This is a genomic window from Leptothrix toolikensis (SeqCode), assembly GCF_057922285.1.
On record NZ_JBYSVC010000007.1, the window covers coordinates 22,967 to 45,722 of the forward strand.

Annotated in this window: 19 protein-coding genes; 2 read left to right on the forward strand and 17 right to left on the reverse strand. The window is 61.7% G+C overall.

The window, feature by feature from the left end; genetic code table 11:
- Positions 1–3 precede the first annotated feature (3 nt).
- The 11 genes from AC3VI7_RS02270 to AC3VI7_RS02320 all read right to left on the reverse strand — a co-directional run bounded on the left by AC3VI7_RS02270 (position 4) and on the right by AC3VI7_RS02320 (position 11,579).
- A complete protein-coding gene (locus AC3VI7_RS02270; protein WP_489668266.1) occupies positions 4–1,164 on the reverse strand; it encodes an outer membrane protein assembly factor BamB in 1,161 nt (386 codons plus the stop codon).
- Positions 1,161–1,847 carry a YfgM family protein gene (locus tag AC3VI7_RS02275; protein WP_489668265.1) on the reverse strand — a complete coding sequence of 229 codons (687 nt, stop codon included), beginning with the start codon at positions 1,845–1,847 and terminating at the stop codon, positions 1,161–1,163. The genes AC3VI7_RS02270 and AC3VI7_RS02275 overlap by 4 nt, the downstream gene beginning before the upstream one ends.
- Positions 1,848–1,924: 77 nt before the next feature.
- Positions 1,925–3,217, reverse strand: a complete 1,293-nt coding sequence (hisS, locus tag AC3VI7_RS02280; protein ID WP_489668264.1) for a histidine--tRNA ligase — start codon at positions 3,215–3,217, stop codon at positions 1,925–1,927.
- Positions 3,217–4,494: a flavodoxin-dependent (E)-4-hydroxy-3-methylbut-2-enyl-diphosphate synthase gene (ispG, locus tag AC3VI7_RS02285; RefSeq protein ID WP_489668263.1), complete on the reverse strand. Its 1,278-nt coding sequence runs from the start codon at positions 4,492–4,494 to the stop codon at positions 3,217–3,219. Before ispG ends, hisS begins: the two co-directional genes overlap by 1 nt.
- Complete coding sequence (locus AC3VI7_RS02290) at positions 4,491–5,462, reverse strand: helix-turn-helix domain-containing protein (protein ID WP_489668262.1); 972 nt, start codon at positions 5,460–5,462, stop codon at positions 4,491–4,493. The genes ispG and AC3VI7_RS02290 overlap by 4 nt, the downstream gene beginning before the upstream one ends.
- Positions 5,455–6,300 (reverse strand): type IV pilus biogenesis/stability protein PilW, encoded by an 846-nt coding sequence (pilW, locus tag AC3VI7_RS02295; RefSeq protein ID WP_489668261.1) that lies wholly within the window; start codon positions 6,298–6,300, stop codon positions 5,455–5,457. Before pilW ends, AC3VI7_RS02290 begins: the two co-directional genes overlap by 8 nt.
- Positions 6,297–7,478, reverse strand: a complete 1,182-nt coding sequence (rlmN, locus tag AC3VI7_RS02300; RefSeq protein WP_489668260.1) for a dual-specificity RNA methyltransferase RlmN — start codon at positions 7,476–7,478, stop codon at positions 6,297–6,299. Before rlmN ends, pilW begins: the two co-directional genes overlap by 4 nt.
- 12 nt (positions 7,479–7,490) lie before the next feature.
- Positions 7,491–7,916 carry a nucleoside-diphosphate kinase gene (gene ndk, locus AC3VI7_RS02305; protein ID WP_369415553.1) on the reverse strand — a complete coding sequence of 142 codons (426 nt, stop codon included), beginning with the start codon at positions 7,914–7,916 and terminating at the stop codon, positions 7,491–7,493.
- A gap of 44 nt (positions 7,917–7,960) precedes the next feature.
- Entirely contained in the window at positions 7,961–9,811 is a 1,851-nt protein-coding gene (rluB, locus tag AC3VI7_RS02310; protein WP_489668259.1) for a 23S rRNA pseudouridine(2605) synthase RluB, read from the reverse strand.
- Positions 9,812–9,841: 30 nt separating this feature from the next.
- Positions 9,842–10,411 (reverse strand): SMC-Scp complex subunit ScpB, encoded by a 570-nt coding sequence (gene scpB, locus AC3VI7_RS02315; RefSeq protein ID WP_489668258.1) that lies wholly within the window; start codon positions 10,409–10,411, stop codon positions 9,842–9,844.
- A gap of 166 nt (positions 10,412–10,577) precedes the next feature.
- Positions 10,578–11,579, reverse strand: coding sequence for an RluA family pseudouridine synthase (locus AC3VI7_RS02320; protein ID WP_489668257.1), 1,002 nt, complete (start codon positions 11,577–11,579; stop codon positions 10,578–10,580).
- Between the two features lie 106 nt (positions 11,580–11,685).
- Between AC3VI7_RS02320 and AC3VI7_RS02325 the strand changes: the two genes are divergently transcribed.
- Positions 11,686–12,474, forward strand: a complete 789-nt coding sequence (locus AC3VI7_RS02325; protein WP_489668310.1) for an outer membrane protein assembly factor BamD — start codon at positions 11,686–11,688, stop codon at positions 12,472–12,474.
- On the opposite strand, the gene yoaA is transcribed toward AC3VI7_RS02325, so the two are convergent.
- On the reverse strand, positions 12,442–14,505 hold the full coding sequence (gene yoaA, locus AC3VI7_RS02330; protein ID WP_489668256.1) for a DNA repair helicase YoaA: 2,064 nt from the start codon (positions 14,503–14,505) through the stop codon (positions 12,442–12,444). The two genes, AC3VI7_RS02325 and yoaA, sit on opposite strands and share 33 nt — an antisense overlap.
- Positions 14,506–14,654: 149 nt before the next feature.
- On the opposite strand from yoaA, the gene AC3VI7_RS02335 reads away from it, so the two are divergent.
- A complete protein-coding gene (locus AC3VI7_RS02335; protein WP_489668255.1) occupies positions 14,655–15,425 on the forward strand; it encodes a PP2C family protein-serine/threonine phosphatase in 771 nt (256 codons plus the stop codon).
- Positions 15,426–15,431: 6 nt separating this feature from the next.
- On the opposite strand, the gene zapE is transcribed toward AC3VI7_RS02335, so the two are convergent.
- The 5 genes from zapE to AC3VI7_RS02360 all read right to left on the reverse strand — a co-directional run bounded on the left by zapE (position 15,432) and on the right by AC3VI7_RS02360 (position 22,687).
- Positions 15,432–16,532, reverse strand: coding sequence for a cell division protein ZapE (gene zapE, locus AC3VI7_RS02340; protein WP_489668309.1), 1,101 nt, complete (start codon positions 16,530–16,532; stop codon positions 15,432–15,434).
- 168 nt (positions 16,533–16,700) lie between these two features.
- A complete protein-coding gene (gene lpdA, locus AC3VI7_RS02345; RefSeq protein ID WP_489668254.1) occupies positions 16,701–18,131 on the reverse strand; it encodes a dihydrolipoyl dehydrogenase in 1,431 nt (476 codons plus the stop codon).
- 53 nt (positions 18,132–18,184) lie between these two features.
- Positions 18,185–18,526, reverse strand: coding sequence for a PspC domain-containing protein (locus AC3VI7_RS02350; RefSeq protein WP_489668253.1), 342 nt, complete (start codon positions 18,524–18,526; stop codon positions 18,185–18,187).
- Positions 18,527–18,539: 13 nt separating this feature from the next.
- On the reverse strand, positions 18,540–19,814 hold the full coding sequence (gene odhB, locus AC3VI7_RS02355) for a 2-oxoglutarate dehydrogenase complex dihydrolipoyllysine-residue succinyltransferase (RefSeq protein WP_489668252.1): 1,275 nt from the start codon (positions 19,812–19,814) through the stop codon (positions 18,540–18,542).
- A gap of 17 nt (positions 19,815–19,831) precedes the next feature.
- Complete coding sequence (locus AC3VI7_RS02360; protein ID WP_489668251.1) at positions 19,832–22,687, reverse strand: 2-oxoglutarate dehydrogenase E1 component; 2,856 nt, start codon at positions 22,685–22,687, stop codon at positions 19,832–19,834.
- Positions 22,688–22,756 lie beyond the last annotated feature (69 nt).

Below are 22,756 nucleotides of genomic sequence, written 5' to 3' on the forward strand. Positions count from 1 at the left end.
CCGTCATTCGACCCGCAGGCCATAGGCGTTGCCCGCACGGGTCAACACCAGCACATTCTTGGCAGCCCGCACAGGCGGTGCCATCACTCCACTCTCGTCGGTGAACCAGCGAAACAACGTTTCGCCCTTGTCTCTTGAGAGGAAGTGGACCCATCCTTGCGCATCGCCCATCACCACCGTGCGATCAAACAGCAGCGGTGTGCTCAGGCCCCGGTTGCGCAACCGATCGGTACTCCAGACCACATCGCCCGTGGGTTGACGCCAAGCGGTCAAGCGATCTGTCGTGGTGGCACCAAAAACAAAGTCACCATCCGCCGCCAAACCTTGAAAGCCAGCATTCGGCCGCGACCAGAGCAGCGCCAAACGCGCCATGTCCACGCAGCCCACGCCCGATTGAAAGGCGCGGACACACACCACATCGCCTGCACGTCCCGCAGGCCCCACCAAATCGGCCAAGCGCTCGACTTCGTTGGTGCCACGCGGCGTGGCAATCACATGCTCACTGCGCACCGACCCCAGCAAGGGGTCAAGCGCCACCATGCGCGCGCCCATCCCGACAAGAAGCGTGTTTTGGTAGGCCATCAGCACGCCGGTCTGCGCCAAGGCCAAAGCTTCGGCGGCCGGACGCTGAAAAGTCCAGAGCTTGCGGCCGTCGTGGGCGTCATAGGCCTCGACCGTGCGCTGCACGCCCTGCACAAAAACCCGCTCACCCGCCACCAAAGGAGGCGTGACCACGCGCATGTTCAGGCGCGTCTTCCAGCGGATCGCTCCGGCCGCCACCACCACCAGCTCGTTGTCGCGGGTCACCACGGCGCTATGCACCCCGTCGCTGCCCACGCCGGCAGAAATCGGCGTGCCGATCCGCACCCGTTCACGCGGCAAGCCGGTGGCGGCGTCCAGCGTGATCAACTCACCCGCCTGAGTGGCCAAAACAAAACGCTCACCCACCACAGCCACGCTCTGTCCAGGCACCAAAGGCCCCATGGTGCGCGACCAGATCTGCTGACCCTTGAGGCTTGGGGTAAAAGGTTCCAAGGCCGCAGGCTCAGGCGGCGGTGAAGCACACCCTGCCAACCAAACACCACCCCATGCCACCCAGCCCACCAAACCCAACAAGGCGGCGGCACGGGTCAACACAGCCTTGGCGTTGGCGCGACGATTCATCGAGAAGCTCCCGACGCGGCGTTGGCGGCTGAAGCTGGGGCCAGCACCGAGGCCTTGCCCAGCGCCGTCAACTTGGCCTCGATGGCGCGGCGGTAATCCACCGTCTCAGGCATGGTCTGCCAAGCCACGGTGTAGGCCTTAACGGCTTCATCGACCTTGCCTTGCATCTGCAAGATGTCACCGCGCCGGTCTTCGACCAAAGCAGCCATGGCCTTGGGAGGGTCAGCGGCGAGCACCTTGAGGGCCTCATCAAATTTCTTGTCGTCAGCCAGAACAGCCGCCAAACGCAACGCCGCCAAGGTGCGGTATTCCGGCTCAGACGCCTCGTCGATCACCCATGTCAAGCTGGTGCGAGCCGCATCTTTCTGGCCCCGTTCCCATTGCAGCCGAGCAGCCATCAAGCCCGCTTGGCCGGCGTAGGCGGTCCCGGGGTAGCGGCTCTTCAAATCAGCAAAGACTTGATTGACACGCGCCACATCGCCCGCCGACACGCCTTGCTCCAAGGCGTCAAACATGCCCGCTGCCTTGGCGGCTTGGTCGCGTTGCCACCACTGCCAACCGTTCCAGCCCGACCACGCCAGCAGCACCGCCACCAGCGACCAGCTGATCAGGTTGCCCCAACGCCGCCAGAAATGCTTCAGTTGTTCGAGCTGTTCCTGCTCTTCAAGATCTAGATTGCTCATGCGCAAGTCGTGCCCGTGCTAGCCCTGCGCCCTTCAAGGGCCGCAGGAAAATTCGCGATTATGCGGCCCCCGCCCTCTCAGGCGGCACCGCCCACCAAGTCAGCAGCCCATGCGGCCACCTCGGCCAAAGGCTGCAAACGCTGCTCACCACCGCCAGCGCGCAACGGCTTCACGGCCACCATCCCTTGAGCCAACTCGTCGCCACCAAACACCAGCGCGAAGCGTGCGCCGCTGGCATCGGCCTTTTTGAACTGCGACTTCATGCTGCCTGGGCCGTCCTTGCCGAAAGGGTGCAGCAACACGCGCGCGCCTGCCGCTCGCAAGGCTTCGGCCGTGACCATGGCAGGCACCAGCGCTGGCACATCCGGCACCACCACGTAAACGTCGGGCACCTGCGTCGGTGGCGTCAGGCCACCTTCTTCCAACAGCGCCAGCACACGCTCGACACCCAAGCCCCAACCCACCGCCGGGGCCGGCTTGCCGCCGATTTGCTCGATCAAGCCGTCGTAGCGCCCGCCGCCGCACACCGTGCCTTGCGCGCCGAGGCGGTCCGTGACCCACTCGAACACCGTCAGGTTGTAGTAGTCCATGCCGCGCACCAAGCGCGGGTTGATGCGATAGGGTTGGCCGACGGCATCAAGCACCGCACGCACCGCGTTCAGATGCTTGATCGACGCCTCGCCCAAGAAATCCATCAACTGCGGCGCCGCTTCGACCAGGGCTTGCATGGCCGGGTTCTTGGTGTCGAGGATGCGCAGCGGGTTGCTATGCAAACGCCGTTTGGCTTCTTCATCGAGCTGATCAAGGTGGGCTTCGAAGTACGTGATCAAGGCCGCACGGTGCGCTTGGCGCTCTGGCGGTTGACCAAGGCTATTGAGTTCGAGGCGCACATCGCTCAAGCCCAGATCACGCCACAGGCTGCGCGCCATCAGGATCACTTCGGCGTCCACGTCCGGACCGGCAAAGCCCATGGCCTCGACACCAACTTGGTGGAACTGGCGATAGCGGCCCTTTTGCGGCCGCTCGTGGCGAAACATCGGGCCGATATAGAACAGCCGCTTGCCACCGTCGTAGAGCAAGTTGTTTTGCACCACAGCGCGCACCACCCCAGCGGTGCCTTCAGGACGCAGCGTCAACGCGTCGCCGTTCATCTTGTCTTCGAAGGAGTACATCTCCTTCTCGACGATGTCGGTGACTTCGCCCAAACCGCGCACAAACAGCGGCGTCGGCTCGACGATGGGGGTGCGGATGTTGGCGTAGCCGTAGCGGCGCATCAGCGCGCGCACCGTCTCTTCAAACCATTCCCAGCGGGCCGAATCGGGCGGCAGCAGGTCGTTCATGCCTTTGACGGCTTGGAGTTTTTCGCTCATCAGGAAGTGCCGGAAGTGCCAAAACGGCGTTCAATGTATTGCTCAACCAAGGCGTGGAACTCGGTGGCGATGCCTTCGCCACGCAGCGTCAGCGCCTTCTCACCGTCGATGAAAACGGGCGCAGCGGGCGCTTCGCCGGTGCCGGGCAGGCTGATACCGATGTCAGCGTGCTTGCTCTCACCGGGACCGTTGACGATGCAGCCCATCACCGCCACCTTAAGGTGCTCCACGCCCGGATACTTGGCGCGCCAAAGCGGCATGCTGGCGCGCAAATAATCGTCGATGCCCTTGGCAAGCTCTTGGAAGGTGGTGCTGGTGGTGCGCCCACAACCCGGGCAAGCCGTCACACTCGGCACAAAGGTGCGCAAGCCCAAAGCTTGGAGGATCTCCAGCGCCACCACCACCTCTTGGGTGCGGGCTTCGCCCGGCTGGGGCGTGAGTGAAACGCGGATCGTGTCGCCAATGCCTTGTTGCAGCAGCACAGCCAGCGCCGCGCTTGAGGCCACCGTGCCCTTGGTCGCCATGCCTGCTTCGGTCAGGCCGAGATGCAGCGGGTAATCACAGCGCTTGGCCAGTTCACGGTAGACCGCGATCAGATCCTGCACGCCCGAGACCTTGCAGCTGATCAGCACCTGCGCCGGGTTCATACCCAGCTCCACCGCGTAGGCGGCGGAATCAAGGGCCGACTGGATCAGCGCCTCGTACATGACCTGTCGGGCTTCCCACGGCTGCGGGCGCTGGTGGTTCTCATCCATCAAACGTGCGAGCAAATCTTGATCCAGGCTGCCCCAGTTCACGCCAATGCGTACCGGCTTGTCGTGGCGCAGGGCCGCTTCGATCATCAAGCCGAACTGGCGATCTCGCTTGTCGCCCTTGCCGACGTTGCCGGGGTTGATGCGGTACTTGGACAGCGCTTGCGCCATCTCGGGGAAGTCCGTCAGCAAGCGGTGGCCGTTGTAGTGAAAGTCGCCGATCAAGGGCACGTCGATCTGCATGCGGTCGAGCTGGGCACGGATCTCGGGCACGGCTGCCGCTGCTTCGGGCGTGTTGACGGTGATGCGCACCATCTCTGAGCCGGCCAGCGCCAGCTCTTTCACCTGGATTGCGGTGCCGATGACATCGACCGTGTCGGTATTGGTCATCGACTGCACGCGCACCGGCGCATCCCCGCCGACGGTCACGACCCGATCACCCCAAACCACACGCGCCTGAAGGCTGCGGCGCGAGGCCGGTTCGCCCAAAGGAATGGGAACCATGGTCATGTCGGACGCATTCATTTCAACTCCACACGCGCCACGTTATCGCGCGCGAAAGGGGCCAGATCGACGGCTTGACCACGAAAGGTCAAGGTCGTGCCCGACACATTGCCAATCTTGACCCGCACGGGCATCGCACCATCCAACCCCACCACCTCACCCGGCATCAACATGCGCGCCAGCAAAGACTGCCCGGCCGCATCGCGAGCCTCCACCCATGATTCAGCCGAGGTGCGCAACACCACTTGGCCCGCCACATGGGGCGGCGGGTTGGAAGCGGTCGGGGCTTCGTTGGAGACCAAATGCACGGTTTCGGTCACCACCATCTCGGTCGGGGCTGAAGCAGCCACCAACGGCAAGGGTCCAAGCACGCCAGCGGCCCCCGAAGCGCCGGATGCCGGGACAACTGCCGCAGAGGTCGTCACCAGCGACGTTGACGTTGCTGGTGACGATGCGCCACTGCCACCACCACTTGCAGGCACGGTGACCGAAGGCATGCTGGCCCCCATGTCGGCGTCGGCAGCGGTGACCGCAGAGCGCCCAGGTGCCAGCCAAAAGCCCAGCGCGATCAACAACAGCAAGGCCGGCCCGACCACCATGGGTCGCAACCATTCTGGCCACCGGGTGGGATCGGTGCGGGTCGAGGGTTCACGGAAAGGCTCCGCCAAACCACGACTGACGCTTTCAAGTGACTCAGAGGCGATCACCGAGCTGGGCAGCAACGCCATGACCGGCTGTGGATCGACATGCAGTTGACGACACATCGACTGGGTCAGAGAGCGCACAAAGGCCAAACCCGGCAATTCTTGGAAGCGGTCTGCTTCCAGCATTTCGAGTTTGTGGACCGGCACTTTCAGCGCACTGGCCAAGGCCTCAAGCTCAACACCTCGGTCTTGGCGCAACCGGCGCAGCATCTCACCTGCTGATGAGCCCCCCTGCACCACTACGTCGTCGATCCCGGCCACATGGGCCGCCGCCTCATTACTCATCGAATTGTCCCCGCTCATACGCTGTGGCTTGCCTTGAACCCGTGAACCGATTACGGAGTTGCTGGCCCAGCTCGTCCATGGCCGCACGGTGGCCGCGTTTTCTCTCAATCCGAAGGGCCAGCCAGAGGGTCTCGGCATTGGCCTTTTCAGCGACCGCATTGACGCGCTGAATGTAGAAGAAGGCGCGCTCCAAGTCGCCGCGCCGGAACAGTACTTCCGACAAGTTGAGCGCGGTGGTCATGTTGGCAGCGTCCAGCTCATAGCTGCGCACCAGCGTCTTTTCGGCGACGTCAAGATTGCCCGCACGGGCCTCGCAAACCCCTTGAGCCAGCAACGTCTTGGCGGGCTCACGCCACTGGGGCAAAGCCAAGACCGCATTGAATTGCACCGCCGCTTCCGGGTAACGCTTGAACCGGCACAAAGTCCAGCCGTAGTTCTGCAAGGTGTCACCGTCTTGTGGGTTGATCTGCAAAGCACGCCGGAAGCTCTCATCGGCCAAGCCGGGCTCACCCAAGCTGGCGTAGATCAAGCCACGCAAGTTGTAGGCCGGTACGTTGTTCGGATTGGCCTGCAAAGCCCGCTTGACTTCATCCAGCGCCGTCGCCGTTTGGCCTTGAGAGAAATAAGCCGAGGCCAACTCCAGACGAATGCGCGAGCGCTTGTCCACATCGGTCTCATCCGACGAGGTCACCAAGTCGGCATGCTGGACACCGCCATTGCCATCCGACGACAACCCCGAACCCGAGGAAGAGTTTGAACTGGCACAACCACCGATCAGACTCAGGCCGAACAGACTCAGGGCCCATAGCAGGCACCACCACCCATGCCACCGCCTCATGGCTGATCGCTCCGCTGCGCAGCAAGCACCGGACCTCGGGTCATGCGCACCACCGCACGGGTGCGGTCTTGGACCTCACCGGCCAGCTGACCACAGGCGGCGTCGATGTCATCGCCGCGCGTCTTGCGCACCGTGGTGACCAAGCCACCTTCGATCAACACGCGGGCAAAGGCTTCGACCTGTTCACGCTTGGAGCGCAGCAGGCCTGAGGCGGGAAAAGGATTGAAAGGAATCAGATTGAACTTGCACGGCACGCGGCCCACCGGACCCTGCGATCCGACCAAGGCGAGCAAGGCCCGCGCATGGGCCTCGGTGTCGTTGACACCATCGAGCATGCAATATTCGAAGGTGATGAAGTCGCGCGGCGCGGTCTTCAAGTAGCGCTGGCAAGCTTCCAGCAACTCGGCCAGGGGGTACTTGCGATTGATCGGCACGAGTGGATCACGCAGCGCATCGTCCGGCGCATGCAGCGACACGGCAAGAGCCACCGGCAGATCGGCACCCAGCCGATCCATCATCGGCACCACCCCGGAGGTCGAGACCGTGACGCGCCGCCGCGACAGGCCGTAGCCGTGGTCATCAAGCATCACGCGCAGCGCAGGCAGCACTGCTGCGTAGTTTTGCAGTGGCTCGCCCATGCCCATCATCACGACGTTGGTGATGACGCGCTCTAAGGGCTGCGTCCCTTGAAGACCTTGGGGGCCCAAGCGATGCGGACTACGGGTAGCCGCGTCGCGCCGCAAACTGTGTTCGGCGTACCAGAGCTGCGCCAAGATCTCCCCCGTGGAGAGATTGCGCGAAAAGCCCTGATGCCCTGTAGAACAAAAACGACAACCGACCGCACAACCGGCCTGCGAGGACACACACAACGTGCCCCGGTCGTCTTCGGGGATGAACACCGCCTCGACCGCATTACCGGCCCCGACGTCAAACAACCATTTGATGGTGCCGTCGGTGGAGCGATGTTCAGAAATAACAGGCAGCGGTTGAATCACCGCCACCCCAGACAGCTTGGATCTGAGCGACTTGGCCAGATCGGTCATCTGCTCGAAATCAGTGGCCCCACGTTGATGGATCCAGCGAAAGAGCTGGACCGCCCGGAAGCGTTTCTCGCCGAGCTGTTCGCAATAAGCTGCCAGCGCGTCGAGGTCGAAATCAAGCAGATTGACTGCGGTCATTGAAAGCAGCGATCAGCGGCTGTAAACGTTCAGGCCGGGGAAGAAGAACGCCACTTCAACAGCAGCGGTTTCCGGGGCGTCTGAGCCGTGGACAGCGTTAGCGTCGATCGAATCGGCGAAATCGGCACGGATGGTGCCCTTCTCGGCCTTCTTCGGGTCGGTCGCGCCCATCAGTTCGCGGTTCTTCAGAATGGCGTTTTCGCCTTCCAGCACTTGGATCATCACCGGGCCGGAGATCATGAACGTCACCAGATCGTTGAAGAACGGGCGAGCCTTGTGAACTGCGTAGAACGCTTCGGCTTCAGCGCGCGACAGATGCACCAGCTTGGCAGCGGCGATCTTCAGGCCTGCGCCTTCAAAGCGGCTGTAAATCTGGCCGATCACGTTCTTGGCGACAGCGTCGGGCTTGATGATGGAAAGAGCGCGTTCGATAGCCATGGGTCAATACTCCTGCAAATCAGTGATGTGAAAAACCGGGCATTCTAGCGCCGCCCGCCTCGCCGACCGCCCCCACCGGGCTTGGTGAAGTAGGCATCTGCCCCGATATAACCCACCGAGGTCTGCATCGGATCGGGCTGCTTCGGCCCCTGACCCGGGCCGCGCCCTTGACCACGCCCCTCTTGACGGATCGGCTCTTCGGTCGGACGACCAAAGCCGGAGCTGATGCGCTTGGAACCCGTGGCGAAACGGCGATCAAAGGTCTGTTCCAGCGGATTGGGAATATGCATCGGGCCATCGTCCGACAACTCATCGGCCACCACTTGGCGACGCGGCTCGGCACGCTGCTCGTTCGGGTTCTGGTTCTGATTCGGGTTGGGCCGGCGGTTCTGGAAACCACTGCTTTGGCGCTCACCTTGGCGATCCGGTTGGCGGTCGTTGCGCTCATTCGAGCGACCTCCTCCGCGCGGTCCATCTTGGCCCTTGCCCGGACGACCTGGCGCAGCTTGTTGCCCACCCCGGTCACCCCGGTCACCACGATCAACACGCTCACCACGGTCGCTGCGTTCAGCTTGACCCCCTTGGCGACCGCGCCCCTGCGGCTGCGACTGTCCACCACCGCCTTGCACAGGTTGCTGGCGAGCCGGTGGTGCAGCGGCTCGCTCGCGGCGCTGTGGCACCACCTGCTCGGGATCCATCCCGGCCATGCGGGTGATCTGGTGGACATCCGCCTCACCCAATTCCACCCAAATGCCTCGCTTGAGGCCTCGGGGCAACACCACGGAGGCATAACGAATACGAATCAGTCGGCTCACCGTCAGGCCCACGGCGTCGAAGAGCTTGCGCACTTCGCGGTTACGGCCTTCGGTGATTACGACGCGATACCAGTGATTGATACCCTCGCCGCCGCCGTTTTCAATCGACTTGAAGGAGGCTTTCTGGCCTTCAATATCGACGCCGGTCAGCAAGCGATCACGCCCCACGTCGTCCAAGGTGCCAAGCACCCGCACGGCGTATTCACGCTCCACGCCAAAACGCGGATGCATCAAATGGTTGGCCAACTCGCCCGAGTTGGTGAACAGCAACAACCCCTCGGTGTTCAAGTCCAGCCGGCCCACCGAGAGCCACTTGCCGTGACCCAAACGCGGCAAACGCCGAAACACCGTGGGGCGACCTTCGGGGTCGTTGTGCGTCACCACCTCGCCAGCCGGCTTGTGATAGGCCAAGATGCGCGCCACGGGCGGAGCAATCCGCACCTTGACCACGCGCCCAGCCACCTTGATCTCATCGCCGTAGGTGATGCGCATGCCCAAATGGGCCGGCTCGCCATTGACCGAGACCCGCCCGTCCATGATGAGCTGTTCCATATCGCGCCGCGAACCGACACCCACTTGAGCCAGCACTTTGTGCAGCTTGGGGGCATCCGCATCGGCGCTCAAAACACGCTTGGTGGGCTCGGCAGATTCAGGCGCTTCGTTGCTGGTGGCGCTGTCCTCGGCGTCATAGGCCCCCGACACCACATCGGCAAAGGCAAAGCCCTCAACGGGAACTGGCGCAGCTTCGCTTGGCGCTGTCACGGCCAGGGATGCCTCGACCGGAGCAGCAACCTCTTGGGTTGCTGCTTGGGGTTGATCTTGGGGTTGATCTTGCGGTTGAACCTGCTCAGCCACCACCGGCTTGCGCAGACGACGCCGCTTGACCGGCTCGGTCAGTGCCGCGGTTTCTACCGGCGCTACCTCGACCTCTACAGGTTCGACAGGGGCCGCTTCAACCACTACCACCTTGCGGCGCGGACTGCGGCGCTTGACCGCCGGCTTCTCAGCCGATCCGTCTTGGGACGGGACCGAGGGATCGGGTTGATCGGAGGAAGGCACGTTGTCTTGAGGATCGTTCATGGTGTGGCCTCGGGCCTAGAAAACTGAAGTTCAACCGAGCGCAACAGAGATCGCGTCGGCCACGGTGTCGGCCACGGTGTCAGGCCCGGCCGGGTTGAGAGGTACCGGCAACTGCCGGAGTGAATGGAGTCCAAGATCGTCCAGAAAATGGCGCGTGGTGGCATACAAAGCAGGCCGCCCGGGGCCATCGCGGTGGCCGATCACTTCGATCCAGCCGCGATCTTCCAGTTGCCGCACGATGGGTGTGCTCACGCCCACACCCCGAATCTGCTCGATATCACCCCGGGTCACGGGCTGACGATAGGCAATGATGGCCAAGGTTTCCAAGACCGCACGCGAATAACGCGGTGGCTTTTCGGGATGCAAGCGCTCCAGATAGACCTGCACATCGGGCTGGCTCTGAAATCGCCACCCTGTGGCCACAGGGACCAACATTAAACCGCGCAAGGACCAATCACGCCGCAGCGCGTCCAGCAACTCCTGCAAGACGTCCGGTGCCAGCTCATCAGCAAACAGTGTTTGCATATCACGCATCGACAACGCCTGATCCGCGCAGAGAAGAGCGGCCTCAAGAACGCGCTTTGCATCTTGGGTGTTCATGACTTCATCTAAAAATCCGCGCTGCGTTCTTGACAGCTTCGGAACAGGGCAGGACAAGGCGTCCTGGCGCACGGGCACGCAACTGGCCGCACATCTTCGCGTTCATCGCCCTCGATCATCCATGGACATCAAGGGCTTGGCGGCTTGGCTCTGGCCGGTCGAAGGCTCAGGCGGCGCGATTGTACCCAATCACCGAATTCTGCCCAGTCACTTCCTGCCAAGCCGCGCGTAAATCGTCCGGAGGCTCCGCTTCAAAGGCCAAAAGCTGGCCATGGATGGGGTGCTCGAAGGACAAGCGCAAAGCATGCAAGGCTTGCCGTGTCAGCCCCAGCGCAGCGCGCCCACCATAGATCTCATCGGCCACCAAAGGATGCCCGCGACTGGCCATGTGGACCCGAATCTGATGGGTTCGCCCGGTATGTAAGCGGCACAACACCGCACTGAAACGGCTGCCCGCCGCCACACAGCGCACATCGGTCCGGGAAGGTCGCCCCGAGGCGACCACCGCCATACGGACCCGAACCACCGGATCTCGGCCAATCGGCGCTTCAATGGTGGCCAAGGCGGCCGAGACGCAGCCGTGAACCACCGCGCAGTATTCGCGCCGCACCACCCGGTCCGCGATCATGCGGGTCAGCGCGGTCTGCGCCGCCAACGTCCGCGCCACCACCATCAAACCGCTGGTGTCTTTGTCGAGCCGATGGACGATCCCCGCACGGGGCAACTGGACGGAGGCTGGGTAGCGCGCCAGCAGACCGTTGAGCAAGGTGCCCGACCAATTGCCAGCGGCAGGATGCACCACCATCCCCGCCGGCTTGTTGACCACCAACACATGCTCATCTTCAAAACACACCGTGAGGGCCATCGGCTCCGGCCTGAAGGCTTGACTTTGTGCCGTGGGCATCAAGGTCACACTGATGCGCTGGCCAATCTGGACCTTGCGTGACGGTGTGTTGGCGACCACGCCATTCACACTGACATGCCCATCACGGATCAATTGCTGCATGTGATTGCGAGAGAACTCGGTCGCCAAACGGCCCAGCCACCGATCTAAGCGTTCGCCATGTCCGGCGGCATCCACCGACTCAACACGGGTCTCAGCATCCCAGATGGGGGCACTGCCCTCATCCGTGGCCGATACTTCAGCCCATTCCAGAGGGTCATTCATATAATTCGCGCTCTCTTCGGACCAACTTGACAATGAAAAACACGGCCCCATGAGACCGACCACCCTACGACTGACCTTCTTGGGCCAGAGCGCGCGCGCCTTGCGCATGGCCTTGCTTGGCTTCGGCTTCGGGCTTGCTGCGGCATTGTCAGGGTGCAGTGGCACCCCGACGCTGAGTGACAGCGACCGAGACAACCCTGAAAAATTGTACGCAATGGCCCGGGAGGAGCTGGAAGGCGGTGGCTTGGAGCAAGCCAAGCAGCTTTTCGAGAAAGTCGAAAACCGTGCCACAGGCTCTTTGCTGGCGCAGCAAGCCCAGCTTGAGCAAGCCTATATCTACTACCGCCAACAAGAACGCGCGCAGTCACTGGCCATCGTCGAGCGTTTTCTGAAAATGCACCCCACCAGTCCAGCGCTCGACTACGCTTACTACCTGCAAGGCCTGATCAATTTCAACGATGACTTGGGCTTGTTTGGCAACTGGAGCCGCCAAGACCTGACCGAGCGCGATCAGCAAGCGGCCAAAGAGGCCTATCAATCGTTCAAGGTCGTCACGGATCGCTACCCCGAGTCGCGCTATGCCCCGGATGCCCAACTGCGCATGGACTACATCACCCATTCGTTGGCAGCCTACGAAGTGCATGTGGCGCGCTACTACTACCAGCGCCACGCGTTCGTCGCCGCTGTCAACCGTGCCCAACGGGTGGTACAGGATTTTCGAGGGGTGCCAGCCACTGAAGAAGCGCTGTTCATTTTGTCCAAGAGCTACGAACAGCTCGGGCTTTTGCCCCTGAAACAAGATGCCGAGCGGGTCATGCGTTTGAACTACCCCAACAGTCGTTTTTTGGCCAAAGGCTTCGATCTACCGCGTAAGCGCTGGTGGCATCTCTGGTAACCCTCCATGCGCAACGGTGGCTTGCAGCCCTTGCAACCATGCCATCGCCTGCGACTCACTGCCAAGTCGCAACATGGGCGGCAGAGCGCGCAGCAAGCGCCGACCGTAAAACATTTTGGCCAAACGAACATCGCAAATCACCAGCAGGCCTTGATCGGTTTCACTGCGGATCAAACGCCCAGCCCCTTGTTTCAGGGCTACCGCCGTCTCCGGCAAGGAGACATCCCGAAAGGGATCACCCCCCTCGGCTTGGCAGAGTTGCGAGCGAGCCTCCATCCAAGGATCGTCGGGCACAGGAAACGGCAGTTTGTCGATCAAAACACACTGCAAGGCCCTGCCTGGCACATCAATGCCTTCCCAAAAGCTTTGCGAACCCACCAATACCGCCGCTCGCCCGCTCTGACCTGCTGCCATAAAACGCGACAGCAAGGCTCTGCGGGACTCGTGGCCCTGCACCAAGACCTCTACAGCCCCCCCAAAGTGCTGCTGCAAGGCCTCGCCGATGCTGTTCAAGGCCCGCAAACTGGTCGTGAGCACAAAGGTGCGCCCGCCCAGCACCGCCACACAACGGGCGGCCAAAGCCGCTACGGCTGGGGCGTGGGCAAGGTCTTGCGGTCGAGGCAAGTGCTCAGGCACCCAAAGACGGGCTTGGGCGGCGTAATCGAACGGGCTTTCAACCCGCAGGATGTGCGCATCCTTCAGACCCAAGCTGCGGGTGAACCAATCCAGTTGTTCGGTCTCACCCAACGTGGCCGAGGTCATCACCCAAGCACGACCCGGCTTGCTCATGGGCTCACGCAAGGCCTCACGCAAGTCCAAGGGGGCGTCGGTCAGCGTGACGTGCGAGCCCAGCACATCCAGCCAACGAACCCGCTTGGGCGCAGCCTCCAGCGCAAACATCTGGACGCGATCACCCAAGTGCTGCACCCGCTGATGGAGCCGTTCGAACTCCGGATCCAACCCACGCAGCCCTTCGAGGGCGTCACACACTTCCACCGCCAAGGCGGCCAAATCACGCAATCCCGGGGTGAAGTCAGGGTGAGCGACACAACGATCCCAACGCAAGCGCCCCCCTCGACTGGCCTGTGGACTCACCGCCGTGGCCACGCTGGCCACACTCAGGCACCAGCCCCGCACTTGGCGCTCGACGCGCCCGGACAAAACACGCCAGTCCTGCATGCCCCGCGCTTTGGCAAGCCCCACCGCGAGCAGATCTCGGGCCAACTCCAGCCACGCGCCCGACGTCAGCGTTTGCCCGAGAAACTGCACACCCATCTCGTTGAGCCGATGCGCTTCGTCCAGCACCACCGCATCGACGTTGGGCAACAGCTCGGCCAAACCGCTATCACGCAAGCTCATATCGGCAAAAAACAGGGCGTGATTGACCACCACCACCTCGGCTTGCAGCGCCTCACGCCGCGCTTTGATGACATGGCAATCGCGCAAACGGGGGCAGTCGCTGCCCAAGCAGTTGTCGCGCGAGGACGTGACCCAAGCGCGGATCGGCGTGCGCTCGTCGAGCTCAGCCACCTCGGCCATGTCCCCGCTGATCGTGGTTTGTGCCCATATTTCAACCCGCGCCAGATCGCGCAACAGGCGTGGGTCGGCCGGGAAAGCAAGGCGATGGCGCGCTTCGTCGAGTCGGTGCGCGCACAAGTACGCTCCGCGCCCCTTAAGCAAGGCAGCGCGCAGCGGCAGCCCCAAGGCTTGGGTCAAGCGCGGCAAGTCGCGCAAAAAAAGCTGGTCTTGCAAGGCTTTGGTGGCCGTACTGACCACCACCCGCAAACCGGCCAGCAACACAGGCACCAAATAGGCATAGGTTTTGCCGACACCCGTACCCGCTTCGGCGACCAGCACATGTCGGCGGTCCAAGGCCTTGGCCACGGCTTGGGCCAATTGAACTTGAGCCCTACGGGGGCGATAACCGGGCTCCATCCGGGCCAACGGGCCCTCGACAGCAAAGACATCGGTGACCTCCGTTTCAAGCCACGGAGAGGGCTGGGACAGCGCGTCAGGCACTTCAGAGGTCATGCGGGATCATCAAGGGTTGTTTCTCGTCTGAACGGCACCACTTTTCCGGGCATCGTATGCGTAAATAGCGGAGATGTTGGGCAGTCCTCGACAGACCTCAACCGTGATCAAACAAAACAACCCACTGGGTCAGATTATAGTTTTCAGCCATGAGCCATCCCCCTTCCCAAGGCTACCGACTTTCCGCCGCCACCGGCATTGACCGTGGCGACCGCATGTATCAACAAGATCAAGTTGAAATCATCGCTCACCCCCGCATGCCGGGCTGCTTGTTGGCCGTCGTGGCCGACGGTATGGGTGGCAAAAGCGGCGGACGCAAAGCCTCTGATCAAGTGATCATGATCGCCCGGCAACTGTTCAGTGGCTTCAGTCCAGCCCGGGACAAACCCGGCGAGCTGCTCGAACAGTTGGTGCGTGAATCGCACATGACCATTCGCATGACCGCCATCACCGCTGAACAAGAGCCCCACAGCACCATTGCCGCTTGCTTGATCACGCCCAACCGCGAAGGTTACGTGATTCACGCCGGTGATTCGCGGGTCTATCACTTCCGAGGGGCCCAAATGGTCACTCGGACGCTCGACCATTCGCTGGTGCAGCGCTTGGTCGAGCAAGGCAAGATCACCGAGGAAGAAGCCAACTCGCACCCCCAATCCAACCTCTTGGTCGGTTGCTTGGGTGCCGAGGAAGACCCCCCGATGGTCTTGCATCACATCGAGCATCTCGAAGTGGGTGATTCCCTGCTGTTGTGCAGTGACGGGCTGTGGCATTACTTCACCCCGCGCGAGCTGGGCACCATCGTCAATGCCCTCAAGCCCAGCGATGCCAGCAAGATGCTGATCAGCAAGGCGCGTCAACGGGCCCGTGGGGGTGGCGATAACCTCTCGCTGGCGCTGATGCGGATGGATGCCTTGGCCTGAAGTTATTCAGGTCAACCGGGTATCGACCCGGCGGTAATCGGTCGCTAAGAACTCGGCCGATTGCATCTCCCGCAACCTTGATACCGTGCGCGGGAACTCATGCACCATCGGCCCCTCGGTATAGAGCTGCTCGGGCTCGACCGCTGCGGACATCAGTAGCTTGACGTGCCGGTCGTAGAGCACATCAATCAGCCACGTGAAGCGGCGCGCCTCCGACGCCAGCTTGGGCGGCATGTAAGGCACCCCGGACAGCAACAAGGTGTGGAACTGCGAGGCCAGCTCCAGATAGTCGTTCTGCGAACGTGGACCGCCACATAAGTCCTTGAAGTCGAACCACACCACCCCACCGGCACGCCGCCGGGCGCGAATCGGGCGGTGCTCGATGTGCAACAGCGGATCACCATCCTTGGCTTCGGCCAAGCGATCAAAAGACGCACTCATGCGCACATCCGTCTCATGGCCCAAGGGTGTCATGTAGGTCTGCACTTGGGTCAGCACACGCTGCCGGTAATCGGTGCCGGCATCGACATTGATCACCTCCATGTGCGCTTTGAGCAACTCAATGGCTGGCAGGATGCGATCACGATGTAGCCCGTTCGGGTACAGATCATCGGGTTTAAAATTAGATGTCGTGATGATCGAGACCCGATTGGCAAACAGGGCAGTCAGCAGTCGATGCAGGATCATCGCATCGGTCACGTCAGCGATATGGAACTCATCGAAGCAGATCAGCCGAAAACGCCGCGAGATCCGCCGACCCAATTCATCGAGCGGGTTGGGCGTGCCTTTCAAGTCTTGCAACTGCCGATGCACCTCGCGCATGAACTCATGGAAGTGCAACCGGGTCTTGCGGGTCAGCGGCACCGCTTGGTAAAAGCAGTCCATCAAGAAGCTCTTGCCGCGCCCCACCCCACCGTGCATGTACACACCCTTGGGCAAAGGCGGACGCACCAAGATCTTGGTCAGCACATTGCCGCGCTGGAGCTTGTAGGCCGCCCACGCGTTCTGGCAACGCTGCAAAGTTGCAATGGCATGCAACTGCGCTGCATCAGCGCGATAGCCACGCTCAGCCAGGCTCTGGTGGTACAGCTCGGTGACAGTCTTCATCGGCACGGTGGTCGCCTTGATCGCACTCGGCACCCAAAGGGCCAAGCAAAAGACGTGCAGTGTTGTCCCCGAAGCTGGCGCTGAGATGACAAAGCATGGCGATTCATGTTTTGTCACGGCATGAAAAAGGGGCCTTTCGGCCCCCTTTTCACGTACAGCACCAAAACCTCAGAAGTTCAGGGTTCGCTTGTCCACAGCCAAGGCCGCTTCCTTGGTGGCTTCGCTCAAGCTGGGGTGCGCGTGACAGATGCGCGCGATGTCTTCGCTTGACGCCTTGAACGCCATCGCCACCACAGCTTCGGAGATCAACTCCGAGGCCATCGGGCCGACGATATGCACACCCAAAATCTCGTCGGTCTTGGCGTCGGCCAAAAACTTGACGAAGCCGGTGGTATCGCCCAGCGCTCGGGCACGACCATTGGCCAAGAACGGGAACTGACCCGCCTTGTAGGCCACGCCGTCAGCTTTGAGTTGCTGCTCGGTGCGCCCGACCCACGCGATTTCTGGACTGGTGTAGATCACCCACGGGATGATCGAGAAATCAACGTGCCCATGCTGCCCAGCGATGCGCTCAGCCACCGCCACGCCTTCTTCCTCGGCCTTGTGCGCCAGCATCGGGCCGCGCACCACGTCACCCACCGCCCAAACGCCAGGCAAGTTGGTCTTGCAGTCGCCGTCCACCACGATCAGGCCGCGCTCATCGAGCTTGAGGCCAACCGCTTCAGGATTCAAACCGTGGGTGTTGGCCGTGCGGCCGATCGAGACGATCAGCTTGTCCACCGCGAGCTGCTGCTCTTCGCCCTTGGCGTTGGTGTAGGACACGATCACACCGTCGCCAGCCGCATCCACCTTGGAAATCTTGACGCCGAATTCGAGCTTCAGCCCCTGTTTCTTGAACGCCTTGAGCGCTTCTTTGGCCACACCTTCGTCGGCGGCAGCCAAGAAGGTCGGCATGGCTTCGAGGATGGTCACTTCAGCGCCTAGGCGACGCCAGACCGAGCCCATTTCCAAGCCGATCACACCCGAGCCGATCACACCAAGCTTCTTGGGCACTGCAGCGATGCGCAGCGCGCCGTCGTTGGACAGGATCTTGTCTTCGTCAAACGGCGCACCCGGCAGCGCACGGGCGTTGGAGCCGGTGGCGACGATGACTTGCTTAGCCACCAGCACCTCGTTGGTGCTACCCGCGACGTTGATCTCGTAGCCACCCCCTTCAAGCGCCTTGGCAAAGGAGCCCAGCCCGTGGAAGAAGCTGACCTTGTTCTTCTTCAGCAGGTAGAGGATGCCGTCGTTGTTTTGCTTCACCACCGCGTTTTTGCGATCCACCATCTTGGCCACGTCCATCGACAGATTCGACAGGCTGATGCCGTGGTCGCCGAAATGGTGCGCGGCGTGCTCAAAGTGCTCGCTCGATTGCAACAGTGCCTTCGACGGAATGCAGCCGACGTTGGTGCAGGTGCCGCCCGGAGCCGGGCCCCCTTTGTCGTTTTGCCACGCGTCGATGCAGGCCACGTTGAAGCCAAGTTGTGCGGCACGGATGGCAGCGATGTAGCCGCCGGGGCCGCCGCCGATCACGACGACGTCAAAGGATTGAGACATGTTGGATCCAGAAGAAGAGGCTGCGGCTGGCCTGAAGTAACACGGGATTCGAGTCACTCGTCAGGGACAAAAAGCCACAGCAAGACATAGAGCGGGAGGCCAATACCGCCCAAGCAGACCAGCAAGGTCACACCCAGACGCCAAGCCCAACTTTCGATGCCGGTCAAACGGGCCAACCCCCCGCAGACACCACCAAGCCAGCGATCAGAACGGCTGCGGCGCAAGCGCCCCACCGTTTGACCGATTTCATTCAAGGCGGTTTCAGGGGGGCTGGGGTGAGCCCCATCCGACTCGGCCAACAGCCGAGCCTTGGCCTGACGGAACTCGGCTTCATCGAGCACACCGCGCTGGCGCAGCTCATCAAGCCGTTCAAGTTCTTGCGTCAGGCTGCCCATGGTCAGATGTCGATCAGATATCGAACAGCAAGCGGGCCGGATCTTCCAGCGCTTCTTTCATGGTCACCAGACCCAGCACAGCTTCGCGGCCGTCGATGATGCGGTGGTCATACGACATGGCCAAGTAGTTGATCGGACGGATCACGATCTGCCCGTTTTCAACCACAGCACGATCCTTGGTCGCATGCACGCCCAGAATGGCCGACTGCGGCGGGTTGATGATGGGCGTCGAGAGCATCGAGCCAAAGGTGCCACCGTTCGAGATGGAGAAAGTCCCGCCGGTCAAGTCATCCAAGCCCAGCTTGCCATCTTTGGCCTTCTGACCAAACTCGGCGATCTTCTTTTCGATCTCAGCGAAGGTCAGTTGATCGGCGTTGCGGATGATCGGCACGACCAAGCCACGGGGCGAGCCCACGGCAATACCGATGTCGAAGTAGCCGTGATAGACGATATCGTTGCCATCGACCGAGGCGTTCAGCACCGGGTACTTCTTCAAGGCATGCACGGCGGCCTTGACGAAGAAGCTCATGAAGCCCAGCTTGACGCCATGTTCCTTCTCGAACTTGTCTTGAAACTTCTTGCGCATCTCCATCACCGGCGCCATGTTCACTTCGTTGAACGTGGTCAAGATGGCGTTGGTCGATTGCGACTGCACCAGCCGCTCGGCCACACGGGCACGCAGGCGGCTCATGGGCACGCGCTGCTCAGGCCGCTCGCCCAAGTTGAGGCCTGTGCTCGGTGCCGCCACGGCGGGCAAAGCAGCTTTGGCCGGGGCAGGCACCGCTGCCTTAGGCGCGGCAGCGGGGGCCGCCGCAGCAGCCGGCTTGGCGGCACTGCCTGCGGCCACAACAGCCAACACATCGCCCTTGGTGACGCGACCATCCTTGCCGGTACCCGCCACGGTGCTGACGGACAGGTGGTTATCGGCCAACAACTTGGCAGCGGCAGGCATGGCCACATCACCCTTGTTGCCACCCACGACAGCAGCGGGCACGGAAGCTGAAGCAGCCACCGCCTGGGCCGCCGGAGCAGCGGCACTCGCCTTGCCCTCGGTGTCGATCTGGGCAATGACCTGATCACTCACCACCGTGCCACCGTCAGCCACCACCAGCGCTGCGATAACACCGGCAGCGGGTGCGGGCACTTCAAGCACGACCTTGTCGGTTTCGATCTCGATGAGAATTTCATCGATTGCCACGGCATCACCGGGCTTTTTCTTCCAAGTCAGCAAAGTCGCTTCAGCGACGGATTCGGAGAGTTGGGGAACTTTGACGTCTACGATAGCCATGATGAGGTCTGAATGCGTTATTTGGACAGAACGAAGCCCTTGAGCTTGGCGAAGGCTTGATCAAGCAAGGCCTTTTGCTGCTCTTGGTGCAAGTGGGCGTAACCCACCGCCGGCGAAGCCGAGGCCGGACGCCCGGCGTACCCAAGCTTCTGTCCTTCTTGCATGTTCTCGTGGATCTGATGCTGCACGAAGAACCAAGCACCTTGGTTCTGCGGCTCGTCTTGGCACCAAACAATATCGGCCAAGTTGGGGTACTTCTTCAGTTCGTTAGCGAACGCTTTGTGCGGAAAAGGATAGAGCTGCTCGACCCGAATGACCGCCACATCGGTCTTTTTCTCCTCGCGCTTCTTGACCAAGTCGTAATAGACCTTGCCCGAACAAGCGATCAGACGCTTGACCTTGGAGGCATCCACGGTCGTGCTTTGGTCACCGATCACGGTGCGGAACTCACCCTTGGTGAACTCGTTGAGCGGTGAGGTGGCGTCCTTGTTACGCAGCAGCGACTTCGGCGTCATGATGACCAGCGGCTTGCGGAACTGACGCACCATTTGGCGACGCAGCACATGGAAGATCTGGCTGGCCGAAGTCGGCTGCACGATCTGCATGTTGGTGTCCGCCGCCAGCTGCATGAAGCGCTCCAAGCGTGCGGAGGAGTGCTCCGGCCCCTGCCCCTCATAGCCGTGCGGCAGCATCAAGGTGATGCCATTGGCGCGACCCCATTTCACTTCACCCGAGGCGATGAACTGGTCGATCACCACTTGAGCGCCGTTGACAAAGTCGCCGAATTGACCTTCCCAGATGGTGAGCGTGTTCGGATCCGAGCCGGCATAGCCATACTCAAAGCCCAGCACGGCCTCTTCGGACAGGATCGAATCAATGACGACGAACGGCGCTTGGTTCTCGGCAATGTTCTCCAAAGGAACATAGGTGCCGATGTCCCACTTCTCGCGGTTTTGGTCGTGCAACACGGCGTGGCGATGCACAAACGTGCCCCGACCGCAGTCCTCGCCCGACAAACGCACCGCGTAGCCCGAGGCCACCAACGAGGCGTAGGCCAAGTGTTCACCCATGCCCCAATCCACGTTGATCTGGCCTCGACCCATCGCAGCGCGATCGGCGATGACCTTCTCGACCAACGGATGCACCTTGAAGTTGGCCGGAATGGTGGTGATCTTTTCGGCCAAGCGCCGAATCTCGGTCAGCGGCAGTGCAGTGTCGGCGGCATCGGTCCACTTGCGCCCCAAGTAAGGCAGCCAATCGACGGCGTACTTGCTCTTGAAGTTGGTCAGCACCGGATCCACCGTGTGCTTGCCCGCATCCATGGCGGCACGGAAATCCTTGGCCATCTGGTCAGGACCATCGGCCGAGAGCACGTTCTGCGCCACCAACTTTTCACCGTAAAGACGCCGTGTACCCGGATGGGCGCTGATCTTTTTGTACATCAGCGGCTGCGTCAGCGAGGGCGTGTCTTGCTCGTTGTGGCCCAGCTTGCGGAAGCAGACGATATCGACCACCACGTCCTTCTTGAACTCTTGGCGGTAGTCCATGGCCAGCTGCGTACACAGCACCACAGCTTCAGGATCATCGCCGTTGACGTGTAGCACCGGCGCTTCGATCATCTTGACGACATCCGAGCAGTACAGCGTCGAGCGGCTGTCGCGCGGGTCAGAGGTGGTGAACCCGATCTGGTTATTGATCACCAGATGCACCGTGCCCCCCGTGTAGTAGCCCCGGGTCTGCGCCAAGGCCAAGGTTTCCATCACCACGCCTTGACCGGCAAAAGCCGCGTCCCCATGCACCAGCACCGGCAGCACTTGTGCGCCTTCCTTATCCCCCCGACGATCCATCCGCGCCTTGACGGAGCCTTCGACCACCGGATTAACGATTTCGAGGTGGGAAGGATTGAAGGCCAAGCTCAAGTGAACCGCGCCCCCTTTGGTCGGGATGTCGCTGGAGAAGCCTTGGTGGTACTTCACGTCGCCGGCCGGCAGGTCTTCCGGTGCGGTGTGATCGAACTCGGCAAACAAGTCCTTGGGCATCTTGCCCAAAGTGTTCACCAGCACGTTCAGCCGGCCCCGGTGGGCCATGCCGATGACGATTTCTTGCACGCCCTTGGCACCGGCGCGCTGCACCAGTTCATCCATGGAAGCGATGAAACTTTCGCCACCTTCGAGCGAGAAGCGCTTCTGGCCGACGTACTTGGTGTGGAGAAAACGCTCCAGCCCTTCCGCAGCGGTCAAACGCTCAAGAATGTGTTTTTTCTCTTCAACCGAAAAACTCGGCTTGCTGCGGATCGCTTCCAGCCGTTCCTGCCACCAACGCTTCTCCGTGGGATCGGTGATGTGCATGTACTCCGCACCCACCGAGCCGCAATAGGTTTCACGCAACGCTTGCACGATCTCGCGCAGCGTCATGTTTTCCGCTTTGGTGAAGTAGGTGTTCGTGGCGCTGAACGTGATGTCCATATCGGACTCGCTCAGGTCGTAGAACGCCGGCTCCAGCTCGGGAATCTTGGGCCGCTCGTGACGCTTGAGCGGATCGAGGTCCGCCCAGCGTGAGCCCAAGAAGCGATACGCCGCAATCAGCGACTGCACATGCACTTGCTTGCGCGCCACAGCGAGATCGGCCGAGCTGGCTTTGAGCGCAAACGCATTGGATTTCGCGCGCTGGGCAAAGGACTCGATCACCGGGGCATGAGCCACATCGCGCGTGTCCGACCCATCGGTGGCCGGGACGTTTTGTAGGGCGTCGAAGTAGCTGCGCCAGTTGTCCGGCACGGAGCCCGGGTTGTCGAGATACGACTCGTACATCTCCTCGACATAGGGCGCATTACCACCGAAGAGGTACGAGTTCGATCTGTATTCTTGCATCATCTGCGCTCACCTTTTGCCTTGGTATGCAAGGCTTTGATGGGTTGAAAAACCTTCCGCGACACGGCTTGA

What these genes read in the sequence shown, in the direction of transcription:
- hisS (WP_489668264.1), bottom strand. Translation starts at nt 3,217, where the DNA reads ATGAGCGAAAAACTCCAAGCCGTCAAAGGCATGAACGACCTGCTGCCG.
- lpdA (WP_489668254.1), bottom strand. Translation starts at nt 18,131, where the DNA reads ATGTCTCAATCCTTTGACGTCGTCGTGATCGGCGGCGGCCCCGGCGGC.
- AC3VI7_RS02290 (WP_489668262.1), bottom strand. Translation starts at nt 5,462, where the DNA reads ATGAGTAATGAGGCGGCGGCCCATGTGGCCGGGATCGACGACGTAGTG.
- pilW (WP_489668261.1), bottom strand. Translation starts at nt 6,300, where the DNA reads ATGAGGCGGTGGCATGGGTGGTGGTGCCTGCTATGGGCCCTGAGTCTG.
- scpB (WP_489668258.1), bottom strand. Translation starts at nt 10,411, where the DNA reads ATGAACACCCAAGATGCAAAGCGCGTTCTTGAGGCCGCTCTTCTCTGC.
- AC3VI7_RS02270 (WP_489668266.1), bottom strand. Translation starts at nt 1,164, where the DNA reads ATGAATCGTCGCGCCAACGCCAAGGCTGTGTTGACCCGTGCCGCCGCC.
- rluB (WP_489668259.1), bottom strand. Translation starts at nt 9,811, where the DNA reads ATGAACGATCCTCAAGACAACGTGCCTTCCTCCGATCAACCCGATCCC.
- AC3VI7_RS02335 (WP_489668255.1), top strand. Translation starts at nt 14,655, where the DNA reads ATGAGCCATCCCCCTTCCCAAGGCTACCGACTTTCCGCCGCCACCGGC.
- ispG (WP_489668263.1), bottom strand. Translation starts at nt 4,494, where the DNA reads ATGAATGCGTCCGACATGACCATGGTTCCCATTCCTTTGGGCGAACCG.
- AC3VI7_RS02275 (WP_489668265.1), bottom strand. Translation starts at nt 1,847, where the DNA reads ATGAGCAATCTAGATCTTGAAGAGCAGGAACAGCTCGAACAACTGAAG.
- zapE (WP_489668309.1), bottom strand. Translation starts at nt 16,532, where the DNA reads ATGAAGACTGTCACCGAGCTGTACCACCAGAGCCTGGCTGAGCGTGGC.
- ndk (WP_369415553.1), bottom strand. Translation starts at nt 7,916, where the DNA reads ATGGCTATCGAACGCGCTCTTTCCATCATCAAGCCCGACGCTGTCGCC.
- AC3VI7_RS02325 (WP_489668310.1), top strand. Translation starts at nt 11,686, where the DNA reads ATGGCCTTGCTTGGCTTCGGCTTCGGGCTTGCTGCGGCATTGTCAGGG.
- rlmN (WP_489668260.1), bottom strand. Translation starts at nt 7,478, where the DNA reads ATGACCGCAGTCAATCTGCTTGATTTCGACCTCGACGCGCTGGCAGCT.
- AC3VI7_RS02350 (WP_489668253.1), bottom strand. Translation starts at nt 18,526, where the DNA reads ATGGGCAGCCTGACGCAAGAACTTGAACGGCTTGATGAGCTGCGCCAG.
- AC3VI7_RS02320 (WP_489668257.1), bottom strand. Translation starts at nt 11,579, where the DNA reads ATGAATGACCCTCTGGAATGGGCTGAAGTATCGGCCACGGATGAGGGC.
- odhB (WP_489668252.1), bottom strand. Translation starts at nt 19,814, where the DNA reads ATGGCTATCGTAGACGTCAAAGTTCCCCAACTCTCCGAATCCGTCGCT.
- yoaA (WP_489668256.1), bottom strand. Translation starts at nt 14,505, where the DNA reads ATGACCTCTGAAGTGCCTGACGCGCTGTCCCAGCCCTCTCCGTGGCTT.
- AC3VI7_RS02360 (WP_489668251.1), bottom strand. Translation starts at nt 22,687, where the DNA reads ATGATGCAAGAATACAGATCGAACTCGTACCTCTTCGGTGGTAATGCG.